37 protein-coding genes and 2 pseudogenes are annotated in these 22,953 nt (G+C 42.9%); 22 read left to right on the top strand and 17 right to left on the bottom strand.

The annotated features are described in order from the left end of the window. The first annotated feature begins 19 nt into the window (after positions 1 to 19). Together D2962_RS15095 and D2962_RS15090 are read left to right on the top strand one after the other, a co-directional pair. A complete protein-coding gene (locus D2962_RS15095; protein ID WP_122015466.1) occupies positions 20 to 1,318 on the top strand; it encodes a phenylacetate--CoA ligase family protein in 1,299 nt (432 codons plus the stop codon). Between the two features lie 95 nt (positions 1,319 to 1,413). Further along, positions 1,414 to 1,845, top strand: coding sequence for an ACT domain-containing protein (locus tag D2962_RS15090; RefSeq protein ID WP_122015465.1), 432 nt, complete (start codon positions 1,414 to 1,416; stop codon positions 1,843 to 1,845). A gap of 165 nt (positions 1,846 to 2,010) precedes the next feature. On the opposite strand, the gene D2962_RS15085 is transcribed toward D2962_RS15090, so the two are convergent. From D2962_RS15085 to D2962_RS15055, 7 genes are all read right to left on the bottom strand, one after another. Continuing rightward, positions 2,011 to 3,438, bottom strand: coding sequence for a sensor histidine kinase (locus D2962_RS15085; RefSeq protein ID WP_122015464.1), 1,428 nt, complete (start codon positions 3,436 to 3,438; stop codon positions 2,011 to 2,013). Further along, entirely contained in the window at positions 3,435 to 4,148 is a 714-nt protein-coding gene (locus tag D2962_RS15080; RefSeq protein ID WP_122015463.1) for a response regulator transcription factor, read from the bottom strand. The genes D2962_RS15085 and D2962_RS15080 overlap by 4 nt, the downstream gene beginning before the upstream one ends. A 22-nt stretch (positions 4,149 to 4,170) precedes the next feature. After that, the gene (locus tag D2962_RS15075) at positions 4,171 to 4,581 is read right to left on the bottom strand and encodes a type II toxin-antitoxin system VapC family toxin (RefSeq protein ID WP_120767453.1); all 411 of its coding nucleotides are present in this window, start codon (positions 4,579 to 4,581) and stop codon (positions 4,171 to 4,173) included. Continuing rightward, positions 4,574 to 4,882 (bottom strand): YlcI/YnfO family protein, encoded by a 309-nt coding sequence (locus tag D2962_RS15070; RefSeq protein ID WP_187695379.1) that lies wholly within the window; start codon positions 4,880 to 4,882, stop codon positions 4,574 to 4,576. Before D2962_RS15070 ends, D2962_RS15075 begins: the two co-directional genes overlap by 8 nt. Before the next feature lie 113 nt (positions 4,883 to 4,995). Next, entirely contained in the window at positions 4,996 to 5,541 is a 546-nt protein-coding gene (locus tag D2962_RS15065) for a Spy/CpxP family protein refolding chaperone (protein ID WP_120767454.1), read from the bottom strand. A gap of 163 nt (positions 5,542 to 5,704) precedes the next feature. Further along, positions 5,705 to 6,202 (bottom strand): ECF transporter S component, encoded by a 498-nt coding sequence (locus D2962_RS15060; RefSeq protein ID WP_120767455.1) that lies wholly within the window; start codon positions 6,200 to 6,202, stop codon positions 5,705 to 5,707. Positions 6,203 to 6,290: 88 nt separating this feature from the next. Continuing rightward, a complete protein-coding gene (locus D2962_RS15055) occupies positions 6,291 to 6,800 on the bottom strand; it encodes a transcription repressor NadR (protein ID WP_122015462.1) in 510 nt (169 codons plus the stop codon). A gap of 202 nt (positions 6,801 to 7,002) precedes the next feature. Between D2962_RS15055 and mobA the strand changes: the two genes are divergently transcribed. Continuing rightward, positions 7,003 to 7,608 carry a molybdenum cofactor guanylyltransferase gene (gene mobA, locus D2962_RS15050; protein WP_122015461.1) on the top strand — a complete coding sequence of 202 codons (606 nt, stop codon included), beginning with the start codon at positions 7,003 to 7,005 and terminating at the stop codon, positions 7,606 to 7,608. Here the strand turns inward: mobA and D2962_RS15045 are convergent. Further along, positions 7,600 to 8,139, bottom strand: coding sequence for a YkoP family protein (locus D2962_RS15045; RefSeq protein ID WP_122015460.1), 540 nt, complete (start codon positions 8,137 to 8,139; stop codon positions 7,600 to 7,602). The genes mobA and D2962_RS15045 overlap by 9 nt on opposite strands. Then, a complete protein-coding gene (locus tag D2962_RS15040; protein ID WP_120767459.1) occupies positions 8,136 to 8,858 on the bottom strand; it encodes a polysaccharide deacetylase family protein in 723 nt (240 codons plus the stop codon). The genes D2962_RS15045 and D2962_RS15040 overlap by 4 nt, the downstream gene beginning before the upstream one ends. A 97-nt stretch (positions 8,859 to 8,955) precedes the next feature. Here D2962_RS15040 and D2962_RS15035 point away from each other — a divergent pair, with 97 nt between their 5' ends. Further along, positions 8,956 to 9,198, top strand: a complete 243-nt coding sequence (locus tag D2962_RS15035) for a type II toxin-antitoxin system VapC family toxin (RefSeq protein WP_162991248.1) — start codon at positions 8,956 to 8,958, stop codon at positions 9,196 to 9,198. A gap of 363 nt (positions 9,199 to 9,561) precedes the next feature. On the opposite strand, the gene D2962_RS15030 is transcribed toward D2962_RS15035, so the two are convergent. The 3 genes from D2962_RS15030 to D2962_RS15020 form a co-directional block, all read right to left on the bottom strand. Beyond that, a complete protein-coding gene (locus D2962_RS15030; RefSeq protein ID WP_120767461.1) occupies positions 9,562 to 9,804 on the bottom strand; it encodes a thioredoxin family protein in 243 nt (80 codons plus the stop codon). Between the two features lie 50 nt (positions 9,805 to 9,854). Continuing rightward, positions 9,855 to 11,024 (bottom strand): permease, encoded by a 1,170-nt coding sequence (locus D2962_RS15025; protein ID WP_120767462.1) that lies wholly within the window; start codon positions 11,022 to 11,024, stop codon positions 9,855 to 9,857. A gap of 71 nt (positions 11,025 to 11,095) precedes the next feature. Next, on the bottom strand, positions 11,096 to 11,416 hold the full coding sequence (locus D2962_RS15020) for an ArsR/SmtB family transcription factor (RefSeq protein WP_122015459.1): 321 nt from the start codon (positions 11,414 to 11,416) through the stop codon (positions 11,096 to 11,098). Positions 11,417 to 11,742: 326 nt separating this feature from the next. Between D2962_RS15020 and D2962_RS15015 the strand changes: the two genes are divergently transcribed. From D2962_RS15015 to D2962_RS15005, 3 genes are all read left to right on the top strand, one after another. Beyond that, on the top strand, positions 11,743 to 11,970 hold the full coding sequence (locus tag D2962_RS15015; RefSeq protein ID WP_222927579.1) for a carboxymuconolactone decarboxylase family protein: 228 nt from the start codon (positions 11,743 to 11,745) through the stop codon (positions 11,968 to 11,970). 9 nt (positions 11,971 to 11,979) lie between these two features. Next, positions 11,980 to 12,189, top strand: a complete 210-nt coding sequence (locus tag D2962_RS19750) for a 4Fe-4S dicluster domain-containing protein (protein ID WP_122015458.1) — start codon at positions 11,980 to 11,982, stop codon at positions 12,187 to 12,189. A gap of 120 nt (positions 12,190 to 12,309) precedes the next feature. After that, positions 12,310 to 12,666 carry a heterodisulfide reductase subunit A-like protein gene (locus D2962_RS15005; RefSeq protein WP_120767465.1) on the top strand — a complete coding sequence of 119 codons (357 nt, stop codon included), beginning with the start codon at positions 12,310 to 12,312 and terminating at the stop codon, positions 12,664 to 12,666. A 78-nt stretch (positions 12,667 to 12,744) separates the two neighbouring features. Here D2962_RS15005 and D2962_RS19950 read toward each other — a convergent pair. Next, positions 12,745 to 12,939 (bottom strand): annotated as a pseudogene (locus D2962_RS19950) (hypothetical protein); the annotation flags it as partial. Then, a complete protein-coding gene (locus D2962_RS19745; protein ID WP_342774544.1) occupies positions 12,930 to 13,064 on the bottom strand; it encodes a hypothetical protein in 135 nt (44 codons plus the stop codon). The gene D2962_RS19745 and the pseudogene D2962_RS19950, both read right to left, overlap by 10 nt. Positions 13,065 to 13,214: 150 nt before the next feature. Here D2962_RS19745 and D2962_RS14995 point away from each other — a divergent pair, with 150 nt between their 5' ends. The 13 genes and pseudogenes from D2962_RS14995 to D2962_RS14940 all read left to right on the top strand — a co-directional run bounded on the left by D2962_RS14995 (position 13,215) and on the right by D2962_RS14940 (position 20,539). After that, positions 13,215 to 13,532, top strand: coding sequence for an ArsR/SmtB family transcription factor (locus D2962_RS14995; RefSeq protein ID WP_120767467.1), 318 nt, complete (start codon positions 13,215 to 13,217; stop codon positions 13,530 to 13,532). Beyond that, on the top strand, positions 13,516 to 14,439 hold the full coding sequence (locus D2962_RS14990; protein WP_222927576.1) for a permease: 924 nt from the start codon (positions 13,516 to 13,518) through the stop codon (positions 14,437 to 14,439). Before D2962_RS14995 ends, D2962_RS14990 begins: the two co-directional genes overlap by 17 nt. A gap of 9 nt (positions 14,440 to 14,448) precedes the next feature. Beyond that, on the top strand, positions 14,449 to 14,595 hold the full coding sequence (locus D2962_RS17705) for a hypothetical protein (protein WP_162991247.1): 147 nt from the start codon (positions 14,449 to 14,451) through the stop codon (positions 14,593 to 14,595). Positions 14,596 to 14,663: 68 nt separating this feature from the next. Then, complete coding sequence (locus tag D2962_RS14985; protein WP_122015457.1) at positions 14,664 to 14,903, top strand: zinc ribbon domain-containing protein; 240 nt, start codon at positions 14,664 to 14,666, stop codon at positions 14,901 to 14,903. A gap of 291 nt (positions 14,904 to 15,194) precedes the next feature. Continuing rightward, positions 15,195 to 15,566, top strand: a complete 372-nt coding sequence (locus tag D2962_RS17770) for an ATP-binding cassette domain-containing protein (protein WP_187695378.1) — start codon at positions 15,195 to 15,197, stop codon at positions 15,564 to 15,566. Next, positions 15,541 to 16,465, top strand: a pseudogene (locus tag D2962_RS19390) (SufB/SufD family protein). The gene D2962_RS17770 and the pseudogene D2962_RS19390 overlap by 26 nt, the downstream one beginning before the upstream one ends. 92 nt (positions 16,466 to 16,557) lie before the next feature. Further along, the gene (locus D2962_RS14970; RefSeq protein ID WP_120767470.1) at positions 16,558 to 16,905 is read left to right on the top strand and encodes an ArsR/SmtB family transcription factor; all 348 of its coding nucleotides are present in this window, start codon (positions 16,558 to 16,560) and stop codon (positions 16,903 to 16,905) included. 64 nt (positions 16,906 to 16,969) lie between these two features. Further along, complete coding sequence (gene arsD, locus D2962_RS14965) at positions 16,970 to 17,287, top strand: arsenite efflux transporter metallochaperone ArsD (RefSeq protein WP_120767471.1); 318 nt, start codon at positions 16,970 to 16,972, stop codon at positions 17,285 to 17,287. Between the two features lie 5 nt (positions 17,288 to 17,292). After that, on the top strand, positions 17,293 to 18,180 hold the full coding sequence (locus D2962_RS14960; RefSeq protein WP_120767472.1) for an ArsA family ATPase: 888 nt from the start codon (positions 17,293 to 17,295) through the stop codon (positions 18,178 to 18,180). Then, a complete protein-coding gene (locus D2962_RS14955) occupies positions 18,173 to 19,099 on the top strand; it encodes an ArsA family ATPase (RefSeq protein ID WP_245984744.1) in 927 nt (308 codons plus the stop codon). Before D2962_RS14960 ends, D2962_RS14955 begins: the two co-directional genes overlap by 8 nt. Then, positions 19,096 to 19,428 (top strand): hypothetical protein, encoded by a 333-nt coding sequence (locus D2962_RS14950; RefSeq protein ID WP_245984743.1) that lies wholly within the window; start codon positions 19,096 to 19,098, stop codon positions 19,426 to 19,428. Before D2962_RS14955 ends, D2962_RS14950 begins: the two co-directional genes overlap by 4 nt. A gap of 82 nt (positions 19,429 to 19,510) precedes the next feature. After that, positions 19,511 to 20,251, top strand: a complete 741-nt coding sequence (locus D2962_RS14945; protein WP_162991246.1) for a [Fe-Fe] hydrogenase large subunit C-terminal domain-containing protein — start codon at positions 19,511 to 19,513, stop codon at positions 20,249 to 20,251. A gap of 27 nt (positions 20,252 to 20,278) precedes the next feature. Beyond that, on the top strand, positions 20,279 to 20,539 hold the full coding sequence (locus D2962_RS14940) for a MoaD/ThiS family protein (protein ID WP_122015455.1): 261 nt from the start codon (positions 20,279 to 20,281) through the stop codon (positions 20,537 to 20,539). 27 nt (positions 20,540 to 20,566) lie between these two features. Here the strand turns inward: D2962_RS14940 and D2962_RS14935 are convergent, their stop codons facing one another. Then, positions 20,567 to 21,148, bottom strand: coding sequence for a coiled-coil domain-containing protein (locus tag D2962_RS14935; protein ID WP_162991245.1), 582 nt, complete (start codon positions 21,146 to 21,148; stop codon positions 20,567 to 20,569). A 217-nt stretch (positions 21,149 to 21,365) separates the two neighbouring features. Here D2962_RS14935 and D2962_RS14930 point away from each other — a divergent pair, with 217 nt between their 5' ends. Continuing rightward, a complete protein-coding gene (locus D2962_RS14930) occupies positions 21,366 to 21,731 on the top strand; it encodes an arsenate reductase ArsC (protein WP_122015454.1) in 366 nt (121 codons plus the stop codon). On the opposite strand, the gene D2962_RS14925 is transcribed toward D2962_RS14930, so the two are convergent. Continuing rightward, on the bottom strand, positions 21,685 to 22,107 hold the full coding sequence (locus D2962_RS14925) for a bifunctional nuclease family protein (protein ID WP_120767477.1): 423 nt from the start codon (positions 22,105 to 22,107) through the stop codon (positions 21,685 to 21,687). The two genes, D2962_RS14930 and D2962_RS14925, sit on opposite strands and share 47 nt — an antisense overlap. 136 nt (positions 22,108 to 22,243) lie before the next feature. On the opposite strand from D2962_RS14925, the gene D2962_RS14920 reads away from it, so the two are divergent. Further along, complete coding sequence (locus D2962_RS14920) at positions 22,244 to 22,492, top strand: ATP-binding protein (protein WP_122015453.1); 249 nt, start codon at positions 22,244 to 22,246, stop codon at positions 22,490 to 22,492. An 84-nt stretch (positions 22,493 to 22,576) separates the two neighbouring features. Here D2962_RS14920 and mscL read toward each other — a convergent pair whose 3' ends face one another. Continuing rightward, positions 22,577 to 22,951 carry a large conductance mechanosensitive channel protein MscL gene (mscL, locus tag D2962_RS14915; RefSeq protein WP_122015452.1) on the bottom strand — a complete coding sequence of 125 codons (375 nt, stop codon included), beginning with the start codon at positions 22,949 to 22,951 and terminating at the stop codon, positions 22,577 to 22,579. Positions 22,952 to 22,953: the final 2 nt, after the last annotated feature.

Below are 22,953 nucleotides of genomic sequence, written 5' to 3'. Positions count from 1 at the left end.
ATTAAAGGGGGTTAAAACATTGTACTGGAACAAGATCCGTGAATGCATGTCAAGAGAAGAGCTCAGATTCCACCAATTTCAAAAACTGAAGGAGACCGTCGACAGGGTTTACCACAATGTGGAAAGCTACAGGCACAAGATGCAGCAAAGAGGCATAATCCCGGAAGACATCAAGAGCCTGGAAGATTTAAGAATACTTCCTTTTACCACCAAGCAGGATTTGAGGGATAACTATCCTACCGGGCTGTTTGCCTCACCTTTAAGTGAAATCATAAGGATCCACGCATCTTCGGGCACTACAGGAAAGCCCACCGTGGTGGGATATACCAGGAGGGACATTTCCAACTGGGCGGAACTGGTGGCCCGGTGCCTGGTGATGGGCGGCGGCCGACGGGATTCGGTGGTGCAGGTTTCTTACGGTTACGGACTCTTCACCGGCGGATTGGGATTCCACTACGGAGCCGAAAAGCTGGGTGCCGTGGTTATCCCGACTTCCGGTGGAAACACGCGGCGGCAGGTTATGCTCATGAAGGACCTTAAAACCGAAATACTGGCCTGCACGCCATCTTATGCCCTTTACATAGCAGAAACTTTAGAAGAAATGGGCATAGATAGAAATGAGCTCCACCTCAAAACCGGAATCTTTGGGGCAGAACCCTGGACCGAGAACATGAGGAAGGAAATCCAGGAAAAGCTGGGCATAAAGGCACTGGACATATATGGATTGAGCGAGGTCATAGGCCCCGGAGTGGCCTGTGAATGCGGCGAACAGAAAGGTCTTCACATATTCGAGGATTTCTTCATTCCCGAAGTCATAGACCCCGTCACCGAAGAGCCTCTACCGCCCGGAGAGAAAGGGGAGCTTGTGATCACCACCATAGACAAGGAAGGATTACCCGTAATCCGCTACAGAACCAGGGATATTACATCCATCAATTATGAACCGTGCGCCTGCGGCAGGACCCATGCCAGGATAGAAAAACTCCTGGGCAGGACCGACGACATGCTCATAATCCGGGGCGTCAACGTATTCCCGTCCCAGATTGAAAGCGTGCTGATGGCCGCCGGCGAGACAGAACCCCATTACCTGCTCATAGTCGATCGGGTGGATAACCTGGATTGCCTGGAGGTATGGGTGGAAGTATCCGAAAAGCTCTTTGCCGATGAAGTGAGGAAATTAGAAGATATCAGGAAGAAGATTGCTTCGGATATCTATACCACCCTGGGTATCAATGTCAATGTGCGGCTGGTGGAGCCCCATACCATAGAGCGCAGTGAAGGCAAAGCCAAAAGGGTAATAGATAAGAGAAAGATGTAGGAGGACATAACAAACTCATAAAGGGGCAGTCCTTCAAGGAACAGGGAAATTACGGACGAACCGCATCTTAAAATCATTTAATGGGAGGGTTTGCGATGTTTGTAAAGCAGATATCGGTGTTTCTTGAAAATAAACCCGGAAGGCTTTCGGAAATCACAAGGGTTCTTTCGGAAAAAAACATAGACATAAGTGCCATATCCATAGCCGATACCACCCAGTTCGGCATTCTCCGCATGATAGTAAACAAGCCGGAGGAGGCGGTGGCCGCCATCAAGGAAGCTGGGTTTCCCGTGAGCACCACCGACGTGCTGGCGGTAGAGGTGGCTGATAGACCTGGCGGATTAAACAATGCCCTTCAGGTGCTGCGGCAGGCAGGGGTGAGTGTGGAGTATCTGTACTCGTTTATAAAGCGAAGTGAAGACAAAGCCCTCATCTTATTTCGCGTGGAAGACCCCCAGAAAGCCGTAAAAGCTCTGGAATCGGCGGGGATAAAGTTATATGGAAACGATGAAATAGCGTCATTATAAAGCTCCGACCAAGGAGCTCCTTTATTTTTAGAGGAAAAATTATCTTCTGACCGCACTAAAAACAGATATGGTGTTGAGACCCTTGAGAAACTAGATGACTCCCTGGAAGAAAAAGCAAGGAGTTATATCATGAAATCCCTACATGGGGGCCGGCTTAAAATTTAATTATTTGATTATCGGAATAAAAAATTTGAACTCGGCGCCTTTTCCTTCTTCGCTTTCTACCCATATCTTTCCGCCATGGATTTCTACCAGGCTCCGGGCTATGGCAAGCCCCAATCCCATGCCGCCGGTGGTGCGGGAGCGGGATTTTTCCGCCCGGTAGAATCTGTCGAAAACGTGGGGGAGGTCTTCTTGTTTTATGCCGCAGCCGGTGTCCTTTACCGAAAAAAGTACTCCGTCTTTTGAACTTTTCGCTGAAAGTTCTATCTTCCCTGACGCGGTGTGCCGCAGGGCATTGGTGAGCAGGTTGGATATGACCTGGGTTATGCGCACTACATCCACCGAAATTTTCGGCAGATCCGGAGGGATGTCTACAATAAAGTCTATTCCTTTGAATTCGGCTTCTGTTTTAAAGTATGAAAATTTTTCTTTGAGCTCCACGGGAGATATTTCCTCCCGGTTAAGCTCCAGGTTTCCGGCTTCAGCCCTGCTCAAGTCAGAAAGGTCTTTCACCAGCCGGGACATGCGTATGATTTCATCCTGCAGGGAAAGGATGACTTCGGGAGTGGGAGAAAGCACACCGGCCTGGATGGATTCCAGGGTGCCCCTCAGTATTGAAAGAGGTGTCCGGAGTTCATGGGCCACATCGGCGGTTAGGTTTTTGCGAAGCTCTTCGCTCTTTTTTATGCTGTCGGCCATGGCATTGAAATCCGCCGCCAGAGTTCCCAGCTCATCATCGCCGGTGACGGTAAGGCGGATATCCCTTTCGCCCCGGGTAAATAACCGGACCGTATCGGAAAGCTTCTTAATGGGGCTTGTGAGCTGCCGGGAAATAAGGTATCCTACTACAATGGCGATTACAAGACCGAAAAACACAGCGAGAAAAGAATACCGGGATATGGTACGAAAGAAAATAGACTCGAGACTCTTTTCAGCAGGCCTTGCCTGGGACCAGACGATGAGGTAACCTATATGGCCCTGGCTTGAAAATATGGGCACCCTCAGGTCCCATAGCGATTTGGAGATAGGGGTCTGTGGGCTTATATCCTCCGAGGAGATTATAATGTTCCCATTGGGGTCCGTAACTATGACCTGCCTCTGGATTATACCCATCATGGGGCCCATGCCCTGGCCTCCAAAAGGTCCCATGCCTGTGGGATTCCTATCCGTCCCCATCCACCTCTTGTGGCCCTGCCTCATCATGGAAGCTCCCTCCACCAGCGAACGCACGCCCTCCCATCCATTCCGGTCATAGACATCTCCCAGAATCCCGCTTATTTCCCTGGCCTGCTCTATTCTGTTTTGCTTTATATAATCATTGAAGGCCTTTTCGGTGAGCACAAAAAGTAACAATATGGATAAAATTGCGGTTAATAATGCTGTTACCACCAGGCCTGCTGTAATGCGATATCCTATGCCGGTTTTTTTCATGATTGTCCTCCAATTTTATAGCCCATGCCATATACAGTCTTTATATACCGGGGATTTGCGGGGTCGTCCCCCAGTTTTTTTCTGAGATTGCTCATATGGGTATCCAGGGACCTTTCATACCCTTCGTAATACTCCCCGAGAACCTCTTCCAGTATCTGCAGCCGGGAAAAAACCACACCGGGGCTGCCCATAAGCATAGCCAGAATCTTGAATTCGGTGGGGGTGAGGGAAAGGGGCTTGCCCTCCAGGACAGCGCTTTTTTTCTTGAGGTCGAGCGAAAGTCCCAGGTATTCCAGTATATCCTCCCGGCCATGGCCCAGTTCTTTTTCCTGTAAATCCTGCCGCTTAAGCCTTCGCAGCACCACCCGGATCCGTGCCGCCAGTTCCCTCAAGCTGAAGGGCTTTGTTATATAGTCGTCGGCTCCCAGCTCGAGCCCAAGGATTTTATCCACCTCTTCGGACCTGGCCGTCAGCATGATAACGGGGGTATCCGAGGAGGAGCATATTTTCCTGCATACATCATAGCCGCTCACCTCGGGCATCATAATATCAAGCACCACCAGGTCAGGCTTTTCGGCCTCAAAAAGCTCAAGAGCCTTTTTCCCGCCATCGGCGGTAATAACCGAAAACCCCTCATTTTCCAGGTAATTTTTTATTAAATTCAGGATTTTAATCTCATCATCCACCACTAAAATTTTATATTTGCTCATAAGGACTCTCCAGATAAAAAATTTACCAGCTCAAAACATTAATATTTTTAAATGGATAATGTTTAATATTTCTCGTAACAATAGATAAATTGCGATTTATGCAAAGGGACGCATTTAAAACATCTGAAACAGACAAAGAAATTCCTTTTTTGAAAAATTCTTGCCGAAGTCTTCCTGCAAAGCAAGACTCTTCATAAGTAGGATAAATATATACGAAAAGATCAAATAAAATATTTGAGGTGTTTTCCTGCTTTTCCTCGGATATACCCGATAAAAATTCTATAATGGTAACATTCGAGATGAAGAGATCTGAATCATTTATTTGATATAGTAATTTTGAAGCTCTCTTTTTGTAAATATTACTTTTTCCCCTGTTTAAATCAATTAAAAAATCGGTGTCGAGAAGAAAACCATTTATCCGTGACTTACTCATGAACTTCTCCCTGCCCTGATTTTTGATCATTTGCTTTATATAACACTTCGAAACGCTCAACATCGATTTTTCGCATCTCGTTTACATATTCTACAGAGTCTTTAATGTCGTCAGAGATAAGATTTGTGTCCTTTTCTATAAACTCCAGTCTTTTTCTCCTTTTTAATTCCTTTTCAATAGCTTCATAAATAAATTTCGAACGATTACCTTTACCGAATAACCGGTCTATTTTATCAATTACAGAGACAGGTAGACGTACGGCTGTCATTTTGGTTTTTTTGGGGTTTACACCATCAGGCATAATATTGCACCTCCTTGTATTACCTGGAGTATAACATTATTTTAGGAAAAATACAATAAAAATTATATAAAATTCATATAAAAAAGGGCGGCAAAGCCGCCCGGATATCCAAATTACTGATTTACTCCGGAGCCGTAGCCGCCCATCATGCCCCAGCCGAAACCTCCGCCAAAACCGTGGCATGCCCCGGGGCCGAATCCGGCACCTCTGCCGAAACCGTTTCCTCTAAGACTGTTTAGTTTATCCTGCTGTTCTTTGGTAAGTACTTTATTGGCTTCATTGAAGTTATCCTGCCGGAGCTGCCACATCTTATCCCTCAGTTCGGAAAGTTCCTTCTGTTTTGCATCAATAGCAGCTTTGTCGGGGTTCTTTTGCAGGTACAGGTTCTGAAGCTCAAGCATCTTCTTTGCCATTTCATCCCTTAAGGCCTGCATCTTTTCGAAAGCCTGATTCTGAATTTCCCTGAGTTTTGCATACTGCTCATCGGAGAGGTCCAGCTGGGTAATGGGAGGTGCCCAGTTCGTGCTGCCAACCGCTGCCTGGCCCGACACCCGGCCAAAACCGCCTCCCCACCTGCCGCCGGGGGCTGCGAAGGCAACTGCGGCTATGCCCAGCACCAGAAGGCCAACCACTCCGAAAATCAATGCTTTTTTAAACATTTACCACCACTCCTTTAATTTTTTTGTGAAGGTCTTAACCTTCTGTTTGATTTTATTATAACCGGCAAGTGTCAGGAAGCTGTGAGCAAAATCTAAAGAAAATCTAAAGATTGATGTAAAAAATACTCCATAAAAATGGAGTATTTTGTAAATAAATCTTTATTTAAGCTTTTATTTTACCCGGATGAATAAAGCCGGATAAGACTGTTTTTGCCAGCACCACTGAAATTGCGCTGTCTAAAAAGTGATGGATTAATGTGCCGATACCCACCACCACAAGGGCAGTATAGAGATTGAAACCGAAAGGTATTACCACTATGGCTTCACCAATGGCATGGATAGGGGCGGTGAGGATCAGGGCTTTTTCAAAGGAAAGCCCCCTTTTGACAAGTAGAGCTCCCACCAGGCCGAATATGGCATGAATGGTGGCCCGGGCTGCTATGACGGGAGGAAGCATAATTAAAAATCCCAGGGCCGACCCCAGGCCCACCATCACCGCCACCGTTGGACTTATTAAAAATGCCAGCATGGTGGGTACATGGGATGCAAGAGTGGCCGAAAAGGGCGGGATATATATCTTAAGATAGGCTCCAAAGGAAACAGGGATTATAATAGAAAGGGCGGTAAGCAGGGCGCCGGTTACAAGGTTTTTTGTGTTCATGTGAATCTTCCTTTCTCTTAAAATCAAAGTTGTTTGATTCAATTATACTGTATATACAGGTGTATAGTCAACTATAAGCAAAAAAAATTTATTCCAGCAAGACCCCCTTTTCCCTGAGAAGCTCCTCTGCCTTCTTTATGGAATCTTCATTCAAGGCCTCCACCGTGTGAAGGTGTACCCCTCGGGTCAACCTGGAAAGAAGTGTGGCATTGCTCTTTTCCACCTTTTTTATAAACTCCTCCACATCACCCGAATCTTGCAGCATTAGCATGCCGCGAAGCTCTCCGTAGAGGGGATGTTCCACTATCACGTCTATCACCTTGCATCCACATTCCACAAAGGTCAGAAGTTCCTCCCGGGTCTTTTCCTCAGCGTGACACACGGCGATTTTTTTGGAGCAAAACTCGTAGGGTTGTTTCATCATATATCCCTGGGATGTGGCTATAATGTCATTTCCTGCGGCCCGGAGTATAGCTATATCCTGGACTATCACCTGACGGGTGACTTGAAAAAACCCGGCAAGCTCGCTGCCGGAAAAAGGCCTCTTTTCGGACCTTAAAAGCTCTATTATTTTTGCCCTTCTTTCATCAGTGTTCATTTATATCCTCCTAATTAAAGACTTTCCACCCCTGCATTTTCAACAGAAACCATCACATAAAAAACTCTGTTCATCATTATTGTAACTATTGTTTTCAATCAATTCAAGAAAATATTTATTGATTTTTCTCGGAGCATGGTCTACACTGAAAATACCAATGTTTTTGTTTGAATTTCCTCGTGTTTAGAACAGGGGTTTTAAAATGGGTTTTTCTGCGGTCATCCTGGCGGGAGGAAAATCCTCCAGGCTTATGGGAATAAATAAAGCCCTGCTCAAAATCGGCGGGCTCACCATTATAGAAAAAGCATATATTACTTTAAAGCCTATTTTTGATGAGGTTATCATCATATCCAACAAGCCTGGGGAGTTTAAAGTTTTAGATCCGAAGTTTGTAGTGTACCCTGATGAGACTGAAAGCCGGGGGCCCCTTTCCGGCATATACACCGGCCTTTTGAAGATGAAAAATGGGGCCGGATTTTTCTGTGCCTGCGACATGCCCTTCTTAAACGGAGAATTGATCAAAATTTTGCTGGGTCAAAGCCCGGGTTTTGATATTGTCTGTCCCAATACCGGTAGCAAATATTTCGAGCCTCTTCACGCCGTTTACGCAAAAACCTGCATTGAGCCCATAAAGAGCCTGATGAAAAAAAACGGCACTATCAAGGTCCAGGACATATTTACCCTGACAAAAACCCGGTTTATAGACATGGATAAAGTGCACTGCAAGACGCACGATTATGATTTTTTCAATATAAACACATGGGAAAGTTATGTTGAGGCAATAAGGATTAATGAGACCTTAATATAATTTCTCCAGGGTCTTTTTTGTGATAAGAACCTGTTTTGAAACTAATTTCTTTGACATGACACGCTTAAAACCTTCCGGGTGGAGGATGGCGAGAAGCATTTTTTCATAATTAGAAACCAGATTTTTTATAAAACCGGACTTTATGTCATGGACTTCAAAACCCAGCCTGTTTATTCCTCTGTTCAGCAGGGTATACCCCATGAAAACATTGACATCTTTGAAAAGGGGATTTGATTTTGTATACTCTTTCAGGGAGGAAAAGGCTTTTTTCGACTCCCTGAGCGAAGCAATACCCAAAAAAGCGGGAGATCTGTCCTGTTTTGACAGCCCTATAAAAAATTTGTTGTTTAAATGCAATTCGCCGTATTTTTCTCCGGGATTTAATATAGTTCCATCCAAACATGTCAACTTATCGCCGCGATATCTTCTTATGGCGATCCTGAAAAATCCACCCGGCACCGGATGTATACCCGCCAGTTTTTCAAATATTGATTCCCAGACGAACCAGATTTTAAGCATTATGTTCTTCATGCCGATTTCTTCTCCGAATAAACAAAACTGTTTATATCCACTATTTCCAGGTTTTTCTGCCGGATCCCTTTGATAATATACTCCAGGGACTGAATCATGGCTTCAGGGGCGTTTTTATCGGCTCCGATGTTGGTACCGCTGTCGTGGAAAATGAGGATATTTCCGCCCCGTACTTTTTTGAGCACATATTTTGCTATTTTATACGGTTTTTTATATTTCCAATCCCAGCTCATAAAACTCCACAGCACGATTTTCAACTCCAATTTCCGCACATACCTGTAGATAAAACCTGTGAAAAGCCCCCAGGGCGGTCTGTAATAATGGATGCTCTTGCCGGTGATGTTTTTTATTATTTCTACAGATTTTTTAAGTTCCATGTAAGTGGCTCTGGGGCCCAGCAGCCAGTTCATGTAGTGGCGGTAACCATGTATGCCAATCTCATGCCCCCTTTTTACGATTTCCTGCACCAGTGCGGGATACTTTTGAGCTTTGTCCGCCAGCAGGAAAAAGCAAGCTTTTATATCATATTTCTCCAGCAGTGATAAAAGTTCGGGTGTATATACAGGGTCCGGCCCGTCGTCAAAGGTTATGGTCACCCACGGAGTTTTGTCTTTCTTGGCCCATATTACATTGTAATGAAAGGTACGGCCGAAAAAAGTGGGGATAAGCGCCACGAAGAATAGATAATAGAGTGTCAGCCTAATAAAAAACCAAATCATTAAACTTCACTCCTCTCTCCCAATAAAATTATAATATTCCGGAGGGTGATTTTTCAACCTACAGAATCCTCTGGAGCCAAAAACTGCCTGGGAACAGGTGAAAACTTTTAGATCAATCTTTGAAGTAATGGAGCCTGGCGAAGATACCCTGGATTATCTGGAAAAGATCGTATTAACTCATTCTGCTAAGGGAGCCAGTATATTCGATTCATTGCTTGTGGCGATGATGCAATCCCGGGGGATTTCCAATATTTGCACCTATAACACAAAGGATTTTGAAAAATACAAAGATATAATAGTAAAGACCCCGGAGGAAATATTGGAAGTAAATCTACAATAATATATTCGGGAAGCAATATGCTGTAGTATATATTAATAAAAACAATTATAATTCTGGTGTAAAAAGTCACTTCCCTGTCGGAGATGGCCCAGCACCTCCGTTCACCCTGCCGCTCTAGAGTTTATTCCTGCACTTCGTGGAGGTTCGCCGGCAATTCAGCGTGTGCCTTTCTGCCGGCCGCAGGGCTTGTGCCCGCTGCCTCCACCGGGTACCCACCGAAGGTGGGTGTTGTTCTAAACTCAAGAGCGGCGACGGCTTCGCTAAACGGTGCTTTTAGCCATCTCCGGCAGCGGACTTAGTTTCTATACCAGAATCAATTATAAAAAAAGGAAATCCATTCGGGATTTCCTTCATCATTTTTTATTATTTGTTTGCTTCCGTAATCAGTTTCTTTATCTCGTCTTTATCCAGCACTTTGCCGGATGATTTGACCTCCCCGTCGATGACAAGGCCCGGAGTGAACATGATGTCGTATTCCATGATCTTATTTATTTCCGTCACCTTTTCGATGTCTGCGGCGATGCCCAGCTCTTCCAGGGCTTCCCGGGTATTTTTCTCCAGTGCTTTGCATTTGGGGCATCCCGTTCCGAGGATTTTAATGTCCATTTTTAATTTCACCTCCCTTCAATTACCGGCTTCCGGCTTCTGAGACGGCACTAAAGAAGTCCGTACACATATCCTGTTATGGTTGACATCACGACTACCAGTGTTACATATGTGACGGTCTTCTTCGGCCCCAGTACACTGTTTATCACCAGCATGCTGGGAAGGCTGAGAGCCGGTCCGGATAAAAGCAGCGCCAGTGCAGGCCCTTGCCCCATGCCGGAACCCAGGAGGCCTTGAAGTATGGGTACTTCCGTCAGAGTGGCAAAATACATGAAGGCTCCGACAATGGATGCTATAAAGTTTGAAAATAGTGAGTTTCCACCGACAACAGCCGCTACATATCTTGAGGGGATGATGCCTGCATCAACTCCGGGCCTTCCCATGAGAAAACCCGCCGCCAGCACCCCGGCAAAGAGAAGCGGCAGTATTTGCTGGGCAAAGCCCCAGGTAGAATCCATCCATGCGGAAAGTTCACTCTTTTTAAACCAGTTGATTAGTATAAGCCCCAGCAGTGCCAGAAGGATAATGGTTATATACCATTTTATACCATATATGGTGCTGAATAATCCCACCGGCTGAGTCGGTTTTCCCCATGCCGCAAATATGAGGATGAATACCAGTGTGGCAAAATAGATAAGGTTTTGCGTCAGGTTTCTACCCTCGTCATAATTAACGGCCTTTTTTGAAACTGAATTCTTCAGGCGATCACTGTCTTCCTTCCGGAACAGCACTGCCATTATAAGGCCGATTATAACGGAAAAGCTCACTGCCCCGATAGCCCGGGCAAGGCCCAGCTGCCACCCCAGGATTCTTGCGGTCATGATGATAGCCAGCACATTTATGGCAGGCCCCGAATAGAGGAAAGCGACGGCAGGCCCCAGGCCCGCACCTCTCCTGTATATCCCCGCAAAAAGGGGCAGCACCGTGCAGGAACACACTGCCAGGATTGTCCCCGATACCGACGCCACAGCATAGGAGACCCACTTTTTTGCACCGCTGCCGAAATACTTTATGACCGCTTCCTGGGATATAAAGTTGGCGATGGCTCCGGCTATGAATAAAGCCGGTACAAGGCATGTGAGCACATGGAGCCGGGCGTATTCCTGAAGCATATAAAGGGACTCCAGCACAGCGCCGGTAAATCTCGGGCTTGAAAGCGGCATGTAAAAGGCCGCCAGAAAAACCCCAGCTATTATAGCAAATTTTTGCCAGGTTTTCATCTGTATCATCTCCTGTAAACATGAATAATTTCTGTAATTTTTTTTATCTTCAAAGCTTTTCCGCAATGAATCTAACTGTCATTTAAAAATCCTGCCTTTACCTGTATATCGGCCTTTATAATATTGTCCACACACCGGAGGAACTCCATGGCACATGGAATCTTTAATTGATAAAATACCATAAGACCTTCCTTGCGGCTGTCGATTATCCCTGCGTTTTTTAATATGGACAGATGTTTTGAAACTGTAGGCTGATCGACACCCAGTTCTTTTACAATATCACACACACATATCTCGCCTGCCGAGCTGAGAAGGTCCAGAATTTTAAGCCTGGTAGGGTGACTCAGCGCTTTAAAAACCGATGCCCTTATTTCATAAATATCTTTTGGCATAAAAATCCCTCCTTTCATTTTAATCATGCATTTGCCGTTCTAAAATTCAGCGGGGTTGACAATTCCCACCTGAATTTAGGACTTGCTTCAATGCAAGGAAAAGATAACTTTCATATATTCCTATATTAGCATATATATTTTAAAAGTCAAATGTATATTTAATAAAGAAGGTTATAGCAATAACGAGCTGTAAAAGGTATTTGTCTCCAATCCGGTGAAATTGAATTTATTAAGGTATTTTTAGCCCTTTACAGAGGCCTAACAATATGCTAATATAGGAATAAAGGAATTAAAAAGTTTATTTAACTTAGTAGGAGGTGTTATATATGGGCAGCATGATCGATGACAAAATAAGGGAGCTCATTGCTATAGGTGCAAGTATAGGCGCAAATTGTGTGCCATGTCTGCGCTATCATTATTCCTATGCCTATGAGTTGGGGGTGAGTTCAGAGGACATACAACAGGCCATTGAAATAGGTAAAATGGTCAGAGAGCAGCCAAAAAAGCATATTGATGAAGAAATACCTGAATTACAAAAACGCTATCAAAAATAGGAGGCAAAAATCAATGGCAAAAAATGGTATCCAATCATAGATAAGGACAAATGCACTAAGTGTTTGAGCTGTGTAAATTTCTGTAAGCATGATGTATATTCAACGGATGAAGAAGGTTTTCCTCTGGTAAAAAACCCCGACAATTGTGTTGAGTTTTGCCGGGGCTGCCAGAAGATATGTCCCGCCGAAACGATAACTTATTTTGGTGATAAAAAATAAAAAAGCTTTCGTTAAAAGCAATTAAATAGTGGCAGCTTTTTTGAAATGCGTAACAGAAAGCCCTATATTAAGGTATATCTTTGCTTTCCTACGCATTATAAAAAATTGGGAGGAATCCAAATGAGCAAAAAAGGCTTATTACTGTGCGTGTGTCAGGGAACGTGTCCGTCATTTAAGGCAATGGACGTTTTCGAAGTGTTGAACACCGTAAGAAGGGAAAAATTGGTGGACTGGGTAGGCCTTCATCCCCAATTGTGTTCGGACGACGGGGAGAAATATTTGATAGATTTGCTCAAAGGAGCGGATATTGACGAGCTTTATGTCGCCGGATGCGACCCAACCATGCAAAGGAAAATGTACAGGGATGCCTTTGAGAGCGCCGGATTCAATAAAGAAAACCATATTGGAATAGAGATAAGAAATATGAATACCGAACAGGCGGTAAATGCCATTAAAGACGCTATAAAAAGGCAATAGTACAACAACGAGTTTTAAAAAAACCGCTGAAAAAGCGGTTTTTGCACTTTAAAGCAAAAACGAGGAGTAGCAGAAACTCTATAAGATTATATTTCCCTTCAATTTCCACCACATCGCGACCTCAACAAGAGGTCCGATAACCGTAACAAATGCCTGAGATGAATTAATGCCGAATACGGCGACGGATACAGCGATTGCCGACTCAAAATCATTGCTGGCGGAAGAAAAAGCCATAGTCGTTGTCCTGGAATAGTCTTCCCTTATTAACTTCCCAGTAAAAATATTGAAACTGGTCTTGTTATCCATTTCTGGATTAAGGAAAGCATCAATATCTTTATATTATTAAAAATTGCAGGCAGCCCTTTATAATGGACTTTGGCCAGTGGGGGATATATCATAAGAGTAAGGCCTATGGCTATTGGAATGTTGGTGATACCGATTTGAAACTTGCTCCAGAAAGCTGAGATTTCTTCTAATATCAAATAAATTTGATATTGACATCAAAAAAAGTTGATATATAATATAAACCGTAAGGGGTGATAACTTCAATGACAAATAAGCTATTAACCCAGCAAGCCAATCAATTTAAAGCTCTTTCCGATGAATTCCGATTAAAGATTCTTTTATATTTATATTTTTATGGAGAACAATGTGTATGTGATATCTGCAATTTTTTTAATGTCGGTCAGTCAAATATTTCATATCATTTAAAACTCCTTTATGATGCAAATATGATTAACAAAAGACAGTTAGCGGTGTGGAATTATTATTCCTTAAATAGTGAAAGTCCTATTTATCCTTATCTGTGTGAAATATTCAAAAATATAAGTCAGGAGGAATTAAAGGAAAGTGTTTCAGACAGCTAATCTGCTCAATACAGGGAAAGTATTTGTCACCATCATGGGAGAACTTGTAATTCTTTTTATCGGCATAAGTTTTCTCATAGCTCTTATTCAAAGATACATATCGACAGAAAAAATAAAAACAATTCTTTCGGCGCCGAGAAAGGGGTTAAATAGCATACTTGGTGCGGCACTTGGCGCTCTGACGCCCTTTTGTTCATGCTCGACAATACCTGTTTTGGTAGGATTACTTAAAAGCCAAGCACCGTTTTGCGGTGTAATATCTTTCCTCATGTCTTCGCCTATACTGAATCCTGCGATTATAGCATTATTTTTGACATTTTTCGGGTTAAAGGTAACACTTGTATATGCGGCATTTACCTTCATATTTGCCGTAATCATAGGTGTTTTCCTTGAAAAGATTGACATGGAAAAGGAAGTAAAAAGAGTATCGATTAAAGGAGAAATGCAAGAAGAAATTACATACGACAAACTTCAGGGTTCATTATTTGAAAAGAACAAAAAGGTGATTAAGTCTGCCTTAATTGATGCCGTAGGACTGTTTAGGCAGGTATTTCCGTATCTGTTAATTGGAGCGGGCATCGGAGCGTTTATTTATGGATTTGTACCGGAAAATCTAATAGTAAGACTTGCGGGAAAATCCAATTTCTATTCAGTACCCGTTGCTGCAATTATCGGTATTCCAATGTATATTCGAACTGAAACAATGATACCTATTGCGCAGGTGCTGATTTCTAAGGGGATGAGTTATGGTACGGTAATGGCGTTGATCATAGGTGGAGCGGGTGCAAGCATACCGGAATTGTTGCTGTTGAATTCCATTTTTAAGAAAAAGATGATGATTGCCTTTGTGGTATCCATATTTGCTGTAGCGGTCATTACAGGATATGTATTTAATATAGTTATGTAGATGGAGGTGATGAATACGGATAAGAAAAAGGAGACATTGTTCAAAAAACTTTTTAAGCCGTCAAAATCCGGTTGCTGTTCCATTCGAATTATAAATGAAGATGAGGAGAAAAATATAGAGGAAAATAGAAAAGAAACGGTGAAAGAAGAGAAGTGAGATAAAGATATTTTGATAAGGGCAATATGAAATAAAAGTAAAAGGTTAAGGAAGGAGGGAAATATAAAATGTATTACAATTTTATTTGCAACAAATGCGGCGAGGCTTTTGAGATCGAAGCGTCTGTTTCTCAGATTTCGAAAGGGCTCAAAATCAGTTGTTCAAAGTGTTCATCAAGTGATGTAAGAAGAGATTATTCTACAATATTCATCGGGAAAAAAGGGAACACGGATAGCGGCATGGTAGATATACGAAATCTGTCTCCGGGAGACGGGTGCGCTCCGGGATGCGGTTCATGCGGCGTTTAATGGTAAAATTTCAAATCCAGACATAAAGGAATGATAGGCATGTTAAAAATCGAATCTGTATCCTATAGCATTACTATAAGAATACTCAAGGCAAGCTCTATCTGGATGATACCGATATAACGGATTTTAACATTACGGAGCGGGCCAAAGCCGGTATAAGCTATGCCTTTCAAAACCCTCCACGCTTCAAGGGACTAAGAGTCGGGGACCTATTGAAGATTTCTTACGGTAATGAAAAGGATGCTTCATATGCGAAACTGAAAGCGGTGGGTCTATGTCCGCAGGATTATTTTGAAAGAGAAATGTGACAACAGCCTTTCAGGCGGAGAGGTAAAGAGAATTGAGCTGGCCACCGTGCTTTCCAGACCTTCAAAAGTAATAATTTACGATGAACCCGAAGCCGGAGTGGATTTATGGAGCTTTGAAAAACTGCTGAAATTGATAAAGAATTACCACTTGCAAGGGGCAGTGACCAGCATAGTAATAACCCACCATGAGAAAGTGCTATCCCTGGCCGATGAAATAATCCTCATGGCTGATGGAGAGATAAAAGAACGAGGCAGCAAAGATAAGATGTGGAACATCCTGCAGGGTGATTTTAAATGCCGGTGGCAGAAAAACTGCGGAGGCGATGAAGATGAACTTGAGTGCTATAGACAGTGAACTTCTAAAAACCATAGCCGACCTTCACAATATTCCCTCGGGCGCTTTCAATATCCGCAAGGATGGGCAGGGTGTTGAGAGAAGGTCTTCGGCCCATATACAGGTCAGGCCGAAAATGGACAAACCCGGTATCAACGTCATAGTAGCTCCCGGCACAAAAAACGAGGCGGTCCACATACCGGTTTTGATTACCCTTTCCGGAGTGACCGATGTGGTATACAACACCATAGAAATAGGCCAAGGAGCCGATGTAACAGTAGTGGCAGGCTGCGGGATACATAACCCCGGCTCAAAAAAGTCCCAGCATGACGGTATTCATGAGATAATAGTCCATAAAGGTGCCAGGATGAAATATGTAGAAAAGCATTATGGCGAAGGCGGTGGTACCGGCGAAAGAGTACTGAATCCAAAGACCATTCTTACTATGGAGAAAGATTCCATAGTGGAGGTGGAACTGACCCAGATAAAGGGAGTCGACAGCACCATCCGTGATACCAAGGCAAAACTTGCCGAAGGTGCAAGTCTCACCATCGTAGAACGCCTTTTAACCCACAGCCGTCAGGAGGCGGTATCGGACATGCTCATAGAGCTGGAAGGCAAGGGGAGCAATGCAAAAGTAATTTCCACGCTCGGTGGCAAAAGATGATTCAAAACAGATCTTCCGCCCGGTAATGGTAGCGAAAGCCTCCGCCAGAGGCCACGTTGAATGTGATTCCATCATCATGGACCAGGGCAAGATAAGCTCTTCCCCGGCCATATCGGCTGAGTACCCCGATGCGCAGCTCACCCATGAAGCAGCCATAGGAAAGATTGCCGAGGAACAGTTGATGAAGCTGGAGACCCTGGGCCTTTCGGAAAAAGAGGCTGAAGATGTCATATTAAGGGGATTTTTGCAATAAACAAAAAATTATTAAAGCCCTCGTTGACAAAATAGATTAAGCAGTATATTATATGAGTGAATATGAATATAATCATATATGGGGGTGATAAATTGGATCTAATAGAAATTTTTAAAGTGCTGGGAGATGAAAACAGGATAAGGATATTCAATCTGCTGACAAAAGGGGTATTCTGCGTATGCAGGATAGAGACCGTACTTGGTATGAACCAATCAAATACTTCACGTCATTTAAACAGATTAAAAAGTGCGGGAATAATAACATGCGAAAAAAAATCCCAGTGGGTTTATTATAAAATTAATAATAAGTTTATCGAAGAGAACAAATTGTTATATGATTTTTTGAAAAATAAGCTGGCGGAAAATCCCCGATGCTTGGAGGATATTGAAAGACTTAACAATGATGCGGCAATTGACTTAGCATGCGATAAGTTAACATAATTTGTTTTATTTTTCATCTTTAATATTCATATATTCAATTATAATCATATAGGAGGCTGTGATTGTGAAAATAGAATTCTTTGATCCACCGATGTGCTGTTCTACAGGACTATGCGGTCCAGCTCCGGACGAGACTCAGATCAGGTTGAATGAAAACATTAAGTACCTGAAAAAGAAATATCAGGATATTGAAATATACAGGTACATGATTACGCAGCAACCGTTGAAATTCCGGGAAAATCAGGGCGTTTACAATCTGATAAGAGACAACGGGAAGCAAGTGTTGCCCATAACAACCCTTAACGGCGAAGTAATCAAAATATACCAGTATCCGACGCTGGAGGAGTTGGAGAAAAAAATAGAAGAAAAAAACGGGAGATGAATTCGATGGGAACAAGATTTATATTTTTTTCCGGCAAAGGCGGCGTAGGCAAGACTTCCATGGCCTGCACCACCGGAGTTTACTATGCAGATTCGGGTCATAAGACGCTAATTGTAACCACAGACCCCGCATCAAACTTAGCGGATGTTTTTGAACAGGATATTGGCCATAAGGTGACAAAGATCAATGGCATAGACAACTTGTATGCCATGGAAATCGATCCTGACAAAGCTACGGCCGAGTACAAGGAAAGGTCCCTTGCCCCTATGCGGGAACTTTTTGACGAGGAAATGTTGAAAATTGCTGAGGAACAGTTGAGCGGTCCATGCACAGAGGAAATGGCATCCTTTGATAAATTTATAGATTTTATAGAAGAGGATTCTTATGATGTCGTCGTCTTTGATACTGCTCCAACCGGCCACACTATTAGACTTTTGGAATTGCCCGTGGATTGGAGCAAGCATATTGAGGAAAGCTCCAAAGGCAGCGGCCAGACATGCATGGGTCCTGTGGCACTGATTCAGGAAAGCAAGAAAAAATACGATGATGCTGTTGCAAAGTTAAGGGACCCCAAACAGACGGAATTTATATTCGTCATGCAGCCCGAAGAGACCTCGCTCGCGGAAACCGTAAGGTCCTCCAATGAATTGAAGGAAATCGGCATCACCACGACAAAGATCATTATCAACGGTCTTATCCCGAAGGAAGAAGCCGTAAATCCGTTTTTTAAATCAAGATATGATATGCAGCAAACTTATTTAAATAAAGCAAAGGATACTTTTATGACCATCCCAATTAAGACTATGGAACTCTTTGATTCCGAAATGAAAGGAATAGAGATGTTCAGAAAAAGTTCCGGAATACTGTTTAAGGGAAGTGACAAACGTGAATAATGAAGTGACCATCATGAATAATATCGACAAACTCATCTATCCGCAAAATGGCAGGAGAAAAAACATCTTTTATTCGGGGAAAGGCGGTGTAGGGAAGACCTCCATGGCCTGTATCACCGCTGTGCAGACCGCGAAAAAGGGCTTTAAAACCTTACTGCTGACCACAGATCCTGCCGCCCATATAGGAAATGTGCTGGATAAGCCGGTTACAGATGAAATAACAAAGATAGATGGTCTGGAAAACCTGTATGCGGTAAAAATTGATCAGAAGAAAGCGATGGAGGACTATAAAAACCAAATATTGGAAGATGTTAGAGGCAAATTTGATGAAAATACGGTAAAGGCTATGGAGGAAGAGCTGAACTCGCCATGCACCGAGGAAATGGCGGCCTTTCAAAAGTTTATTGAATATGCCGGCAAAGAGGATTTTGAAGTGATTGTGTTTGATACGGCTCCTACAGGTCATACATTAAGGCTTCTGGAACTGCCTATGGATTGGAGCAAGCAGATACAGTTAAAGGCGAGATTGTCCGCAGGTATCAGTGAAGCTGATAAAGAGCAGAAGGAAAAATTTGATAAAGTCATAGAGATGATGAAGAATGAGGAAGAAACCACTTTTAGTTTTGTGATGTATCCCGAAAAAACGCCCATCATTGAAGCATACAGGGCGTCGGAAGAATTGAAGACGGTCGGGATAAAAACCCGGATGATCGTAGCAAATATGATTATACCCGAAGAGCAGGCCGTAACCTCTTTCTTTAAAAATAGAAGGAACATGCAGTTGAAATACCTTGAAGAAATTAAGGAAAGATTCAATGAGGCGGTCGTACTGCCTGTGCCCATGTATGAAAGACAGATAAAAGGCATGGAAATGTTGGAAAGAATATCGTATAATATTTTTGAAAAGGAGAGTTTATGATGAGTGAAAAAGTAAAAGTGCAGGTATTTGGCGTAAGAGACGGGGCCTCGGGCGGAGGCTGCAGCTGCGGTGGGGGCTGTGCCCCGACCATGACTATGGGAGAAATGTATGATGAATTTGTCCGGTTTATAAAAGACAGCGACATAAATGAAAAAGTGGAAACAGAATTTGTCGATGTAATTGAAGACGGGCTGGAAGGATATGATGAGGCCCTTAAATTGCTGGAGAAAGGTTATGGCCTGCCGCTGACATTAATTAACGGAAAACCCAGATTTTACGGCGGCATATCAAATGAAATGTTTTATGACGTAATAAAGAAGCATATATAGCAATAAATGGTAAGTAATGCGGTCAAAGAAAATTTGATTTGAATCGGGGAGTTAGACGTCTGTGCAAAGGAGTATTTCAAAATTGGAAAGCTGGTTGGCCGAGGGACATAAGGTCATAGCCAGCCTGGCTCCGTCTTATCTGGCGGAATTCGAGGAAAATGCGGGGAAAGTTGCGGGCGCCCTCAAGAAACTCGGTTTTTATGGGATCGAAGAGACGATAACGGTTTTGCCCGACATAGTCGAAGCTCGGGAAAGAGCTGCAGGCTATAGCCGGAAACCTATCATATACAATTCATGTCCGGTGGTATGGGGCCTGATAGACTCCCATTACCCCGGACTTAAGAAATATTTGCTCAACATACCGTCGCCCATGGTGTTGCACGGCCGCCGTTTGAAAGAGAGATTTCCCGGGGCAAAGACGGTTTTTATAGGTCCCTGTGAAGCCAAAAAGTGGGAAGAAGTTCGCTTTTACAAGACGCAATATGTAGACCTCGTCATAACTTTTAAGGAACTGAGGCAAATTCTGACAGGGCAGAAGATAGATATGCAAAACTCGAGCGAAACAAAATTCTTATCTGAACCGCCTATCTGGGTTGAAACCGGCATCCTTTCTTTTTTTAAATCCGGGTTGAAAAATGTATCGAATTTCTTGGAAAATTTTGATGCTGATTCCATGGCTTCTTATGGAATGGAGCTGCTGGCCTGTGAGGGCGGATGTATCAATGGCCCAGGTATGACCACGGCTGAGCCTGTTGAAAAGAGAATAGGAATATATTGCGAGAGGATTATGGTGAAAGGAAAGGCAAATCGCACCAAAAGTTGACCCGAAAAATTTATAGGAGGGAATCATATGGGGAAAATTACCGTCAAGTTTGGAACTCCATTGAACCTATTTTTAAAACTGGAAAAATACGAGATGGACATCGATGGACCGATTAAGATACTTGACTTAGAGCGAGAACTGCTGGAGCGTTTTCCGCAGCTTAAAGACCGCACCGCAAACATGAAGTATGTGTATTATGTTCTGGACAATAAAACTGTAAGAGACAGGGAAACAGTCGTGGCGGAAGGCCAGGAGATCATGCTTTACCAGCCCACATTGGGAGGATAAAAATTATATAGGGTGGATTTCTCCACCCTATGATTTTAATATTAACCCAACGATGGCAATAATAATGCCTACAATTCCGACTATTGTTCCAATAAACCATGTTTTAATACCGTTAAATTCGCCTTTTAATTCACTTATATCTTTTTTGATTTCATCTTTTAGTCCTTTTATTTCAGCCTTAAATTCCTGCTTTTGATTATCGAAACGTATATCTGTATTATTCCTAAAAACGTTAAATTCGCCTTTTAATTCACTTATATCTTTTTTGATTTCATCTTTTAGTCCTTTTATTTCAGCCTTAAATTCCTGCTTTTGATTATCAAAACGTATATCTGTATTATTCCTGAAATCATTAAATTCGCCTTTTAATTCACTTATATCGTTTTTAATTTCTTCTCTTAGTCCTCTTATTTCGGCCTTAAATTCCTGCCTTTGATTATCAAACCGTATATCCGTATTATTTCTGGATTCATTTAACATTTGCATAAGAGTATTTATCTGTTGTGCAAGGTAGAAATAACCGATTTCAGGAATTTTTGGCTCATCCGGGCGATCGTCTGCTCCTCCGGCAACCTCTTTTTTCATCTTCTCCATATCTTCCAAGGGCATGCTCATCATCCTTTCCTCCCTCTCCCTGTCTCAATTATATTAAATTTCCGACTGAACTTCAATGTTTTTTTACTCACTTCGATGAATAATACAAGAATAGAAGTGAATTTAAAGCAATGGCATTGACAAGAATTTAGCCAACATATACTATATGATTATAATTCGACAAATTAACCTGGCTTTTGTTAAAAATCTGCAAAAGGAGGAACATCGATAAATGGCATTAAAAGTTGGTTTCATATGTGTGGGAAATTCCTGCAGAAGTCAGATGGCGGAAGGTTTTGCAAGAAAATACGGCAAGGATGTGATAGAGGCTTTCAGTGCCGGAACACACCCGGCCTCGGAAATAGATCCCAATGCGGTGGCCGTCATGAAGGAAAAGGGTATTGATTTGAGTGAACAATATCCGAAGCTTTTGAAGGATATACCATCCGAACTTGATATTTTGATTACCATGGGGTGTAATGTAGAGTGCACCTTTGTACCATGTAAAATAAGGGAAGACTGGGGATTGGATGACCCTGTCGGAAAAAAGTTCATCCATTCCCCTCTTCAAACTTTATATCCGACATGTCATAGGTGAACTCCACCAGCCCGGTGTTTATAAAGATCGGGATATTGCACCGCACGGCCAGGGCTATGGCGTCGCTGGGCCTGGAATCCAGCGTGATAATCCGACCGTTTTGCCGCAAATGGATTTCTGCAAAATAGGTGTTATCCCTGAGGTCGGTGATAACCACTTTCTCGGGTGTTCCCCCGAGATGCTCTATGGCAGATTTCAGGAGGTCGGGGGTCAACGGCCTGGGCGGTGTGATTCCCTGAATGGGCATGGCTATGTTATGAGCCTCCAGTGCTCCTATCACTATAGGGAGCACCTTTTTTTCTTCATCATCCACCAGCAGCACCGAAAAATTACCGGCGGCATCCACAGTAACGGCTTTAACCCTCAATTCAATCATTTTTGCACCTCGATTTGAGAAAGCATAAAATGTTTACCAATATGATTATATCATACTTATACAAATATTTTAAATGGAGGTTTTTCCTATTCCATTCCCATTGCTATGGGCCTTATAGTCATGATGTACCCTCCGATTGCCAGAGCGAATTGCAAGTTTTTCTTGCAATAATTTTCCTGTAAAAATGGGTAAGCTCTGGTATGATTCTTCTACAGATGCTTTGGCATCATTAACTGTTGTAATCGGTAAAAACGGTGCAGGCAAGAGCACTCATTTCGTTGATGCATTGAATCCAGAAGATGTCTGGATTCTTGAAAAGCAGGGAAATGGATTCTCCACTGTCAGGCGCGCAAGCGAAGATCCTATAGTAACTGCTCTGGTATAAGAAGACCCGCATGATTTTGCAGCTCAGGCTTTTTAAAAATATTAGCGGATCTATCCTTAAAAAGTGGGATTTGGATCTGCTTGATTAGGGCCGTTTAAGTAAATCACGAATTTCGGTGAGAAGTTTTTCCTGTCTTGTTAATTCAGGATCCTCAGCCTTTTTTTGCTTTTCGCTTTTCCTCAGTTTACCGATTAATTGAATGAATATGAAAATGGAGAAGGAAATTATTATAAAATCAATGAGATTTTGAATAAAAGCGCCATATTTGATAACGGCGTTTCCAAAGCGAAACTCCAGTTTCGAAAAATTTATCCCTCCCAGCAGCAATCCGACAATGGGCATTATTATATCATTTACAAGCGAGGTTACAATTTTTCCGAAGGCTCCGCCAATAATGACACCGATCGCCAGATCCAATACGTTTCCCTTAACGGCAAATTTTTTGAATTCTTCCCACATAG

The organism is Biomaibacter acetigenes (assembly GCF_003691585.1).
Taxonomy (GTDB): domain Bacteria; phylum Bacillota; class Thermosediminibacteria; order Thermosediminibacterales; family Tepidanaerobacteraceae; genus Biomaibacter; species Biomaibacter acetigenes.
The sequence above is the reverse complement of the archived record's forward strand: the minus strand, read 5'-3'. Positions and strand labels throughout refer to the sequence as shown.